The organism is Litorivivens sp. (assembly GCF_041625495.1).
In the GTDB taxonomy this organism is placed as follows: domain Bacteria; phylum Pseudomonadota; class Gammaproteobacteria; order Pseudomonadales; family Spongiibacteraceae; genus Litorivivens.
Genome location: NZ_JBFJTH010000259.1, coordinates 1 through 3,398 on the forward strand (window position 1 = coordinate 1; position 3,398 = coordinate 3,398).

A 3,398-nucleotide genomic window follows, 5' to 3' on the forward strand; every position below is an offset into this window, starting at 1 on the left:
AAGCCTACTCGCTTTACCCCTGGGCGGTAGAGCAGGGGCGCGATGTGGAATTTATTTCCAGCTTTCTAGGCGCCGCCTTCGCCAACGGTATCAATACCAACCGGCTCTCAGGCCTGAAAACGGTAGTAGAGAATGCCGGTCTCGACTGGGCCGTTGCCAAAGGCCTGATCGGTCGCGGTGGTTGGGAGGAGCGTCTCGAAGAAAATCGCCTAGCGATGTATGAGGCCGGTCTCTGGGGCGTGCCGAGTTTCCGCTTGCTCAACGCGCAGGGTGAATCAGTGCTGGCGCTGTGGGGTCAGGATCGGCTGTGGCTGTTTGCTAGGGCAATACAGCGAGAGTTGGAGAAACGTCAGCAAGGTTAGTCTAGCGACGAATCCTAAGCTGATCACAGCCGAATGAAGGACAATACTATGGATAACCCGCTTTTGTTCACCCGCCAGGACGCAGTGGCCATCATTTCTATCAACGATGCGCCCTATAACCGCATGACTCTTGAGTTTATCGATCGGCTTGAGGAGCTGGTTAGCGAAATTGCCGCGGACGATACCCTGCGCGCTGTCGTACTAACCGGCGAAGGGCTGAACAACTTCTCTGTCGGCATGAATCTCAAGCAGCTGCCGGCAGGGGTCGAACGGGCAGGTGGGCCCGACGCACTGTTCGACCAGCGCCTGCGGGTGATTGCGGCCATCGAGAACATGGGCAAGCCCTGGGTCGTGACCTTGTTCGGGTACTGCCTTGGCGGCGGCTTGGAGATCCCGCTAGGCTGTCACTTCCGCCTGGCTGCGGCGGAGGGTGCACAGATTGGCCTTCCGGAAATGGACTTGGGCACGGTACCTGCCTGGGGCGGCAGCGCCCGACTCAGTAAGTGTGTTGGCCGAGACCACGCACTGGACATGATTCTTCGTGGCAAGAAAATTTCCGGCCCGGAGGCACTGCGAATTGGTCTGGTGCATGAGGTATGGCCACTGGCGGAACTCAAAGACCGGGCTATCAAACTGGCAGAGGAACTGGCCGCACAACCGGCTCTCGCCGTCCGAGGTGTGATGGATGTCGTGGTGGGTAGTGAAGACCGTTCATTGGAAGACCTGCTGCAGGCCGAGCGGGCGGCGGTTCATAAAACGTTCGGCACACCGGATCAGGCGGAAGGTTTTGCCGCGTTCCTGGAAAAGCGCGAACCGGTGTTCAACCAGCCGCAGTGATCGGGATTTCAGTCGATCTCATGCGTAGTAAAAAATAAAGGACAAGACTTATGCTGCTACTGCATTTTGCACCCAACTCAAGAGCCAGTCGCACACTCTGGTTGCTGGAAGAACTGGGTCTGGAATACAAACTGAACCGGATGGACTTCCACCCAAAGGATCTCAAGTCGGACCAACACCGCAAGCGTCATCCGTTGGGGCGGGTGCCGGTGCTAGAAGATGGCGATGTACGTATTTTCGAATCTGGCGCAATTGCAGAATATATTCTCGAGCGGCACGGCAGTGGCGGTTTGAAACCGGCGGTTGATGACCCGCGCTTTCCCGAATACCTGCAGTGGTTCCATTACTGCGAAGGCATGGTAATGCCGCCGGTCAATACCATCGTGGTGCATACGCTGTTGCTGCCGCCTGAGCGTCAGGACGCAACAATACGCGAACAGGCACGGCGCTTACTGGCCAAAGCCTGGCAGCCGGTCGAGCAGGCTTTGGAGGGTAGGGACTACCTGATTGGTGATTTTTCTGCGGCAGACACTATGCTGGGGCATGCGTGCATTATGTCCAAGCGCCTGGGCGTCATTAATGATGACGATTATCCGAACCTTAGTGCTTACGCCGATCGCCTGCTGGCGCGTCCAGCGTGCGCCAAGGCCTTTGCAGCGTAAACGATCCGCTCACAATAGGCAGGACGACACTGTTCCGCGTCGGTTTCGTCCTGAATCAAGTGACTTCACGGCATAGCGCCCGACTGCCTGTTGCGAGGGCGCTTATCGCAAAGAGGCTTTACTGATCAACCCAGTACACGCCACTTTCTGCTTCGCTGTCGATTGAATCGCGGTAGAACGCTTCGATTTTATCCCGCTTTAGTTTCATCGTGGGTGTTAGCAGGTCGTTCTCTACGTCCCAAGTTGTTTCCGAGATTGCGATACGATCCAGACGGGCGTGAGATTCCAATTGCTGATTCACATCGTTCAGGGTTTTCTCAAGATTGCTCTTGATTTGTTCTTTGCTCAGCCCTTGATCGTTGAGCACCACTATGGCCATGGGCGCAGGCCGCCCGGAACCCAGCACACAGACTTGCTCGATCAGGGAGTTGGTCGCCAGGCGGCTTTCAATAGGTACGGGGGCGACGTACTTGCCTTTCGCCGTTTTAAATTGCTCTTTCACGCGGCCGGTGATGCGGTAGGCACCATTTTCGTCTTTGATGCCTTTGTCACCCGTGCGGAACCAGTCGCCAATGAAGGATTCGGCGGTCGCTTCCGGATTTTTATAATACTCGTTAAAGATCGCATCACCGCGAATCAGTACTTCACCTTCGTCGGAGAGTTTCATTTCATTGCAGGCAAGCGGGGTGCCGATGGTACCCATACCCTCAACGGTGAATGGCTGGTTGGAGCAGGCAAGTCCGGACGTTTCCGTCATCCCCCAGCCCTCGGCAATATTAACGCCAATGCGGTGGAACCATTCGAGCAGAGCGGGGGATATAGGGGCCGAGCCGGAGCCAAAATTACTGCAGGAGCCAAAGCCAAGTTTGTCGCGAATGGCCGCAGCTACCGCATCGCCCCCCTCGCCCGCGAGCATTTCCTGTAGCTGCTCGTCAGGAATCTGGGCCAACACTTTCGCCTGGAATTTGGCCCAGAGTCTGGGGACTGAAATAAAATCGGTGGGCTGGCAGTGGTGCAATTCGTCTACAAAGGTTTCAAGCCCTTCGGAGAAAAAGAGTTCTACCTGCCCGTAGAGGGATGTCATGGCAACGACGGAGCGCTCTGTGATGTGAGCCAATGGCAGGTAAGACATCATACGGTGTGGCTGATCACCGCCCACCATGCGGTTCTTGGTTTCCATTGCGGCGGCGCCGAGATGGCCGTGGGTCAATACAACGCCCTTGGGTTTGCCGGTGCTGCCCGAGGTGTAAACGATCGTCGCCATGTCGTCCGCACTGGGTGTGTGATAGCTTTCTAGGGGTATTGAGGACTCCAGAATGCTCTGCCAGTCGCGCGCGCTTTTATAGTCGGCATTGGCGTCGGGAAATCTGATGACAGGAATATTGCTCAAGCTCGCTTGCGCTGCGCTGCAGTCATCGAGCTTGCCAACAAAACACAGCTTGGCTTCGCTGTGTTCAAGCACGTAGTCGATGGTTTCTGAAGAGGCGGTGGAATAAATTGGTACCGGTATGATACCAGCCAGCATCATACCGAAATC

At 56.1% G+C, this 3,398-nt stretch carries 4 protein-coding genes; 3 read left to right on the plus strand and 1 reads right to left on the minus strand.

The annotated features are described in order from the left end of the window. The 3 genes from ABYP39_RS18080 to ABYP39_RS18090 all read left to right on the plus strand — a co-directional run. Window positions 1-362: DsbA family protein (locus ABYP39_RS18080; protein ID WP_372784007.1), on the plus strand; the 362-nt coding region annotated here is incomplete at its 5' end. 48 nt (window positions 363-410) lie between these two features. Then, window positions 411-1,199 carry an enoyl-CoA hydratase/isomerase family protein gene (locus ABYP39_RS18085; protein WP_372784009.1) on the plus strand — a complete coding sequence of 263 codons (789 nt, stop codon included), beginning with the start codon at window positions 411-413 and terminating at the stop codon, window positions 1,197-1,199. Between the two features lie 50 nt (window positions 1,200-1,249). Next, window positions 1,250-1,861 carry a glutathione S-transferase family protein gene (locus ABYP39_RS18090; RefSeq protein ID WP_372784011.1) on the plus strand — a complete coding sequence of 204 codons (612 nt, stop codon included), beginning with the start codon at window positions 1,250-1,252 and terminating at the stop codon, window positions 1,859-1,861. 118 nt (window positions 1,862-1,979) lie between these two features. Here the strand turns inward: ABYP39_RS18090 and ABYP39_RS18095 are convergent. Beyond that, window positions 1,980-3,398: AMP-binding protein (locus ABYP39_RS18095; RefSeq protein ID WP_372784013.1), on the minus strand; the 1,419-nt coding region annotated here is incomplete at its 5' end.

Bases quoted from the DNA above. Each gene is read 5' to 3' on its own strand.
- ABYP39_RS18085 (WP_372784009.1), top strand. From the start codon at position 411: ATGGATAACCCGCTTTTGTTCACCCGCCAGGACGCAGTGGCCATCATT.
- ABYP39_RS18090 (WP_372784011.1), top strand. From the start codon at position 1,250: ATGCTGCTACTGCATTTTGCACCCAACTCAAGAGCCAGTCGCACACTC.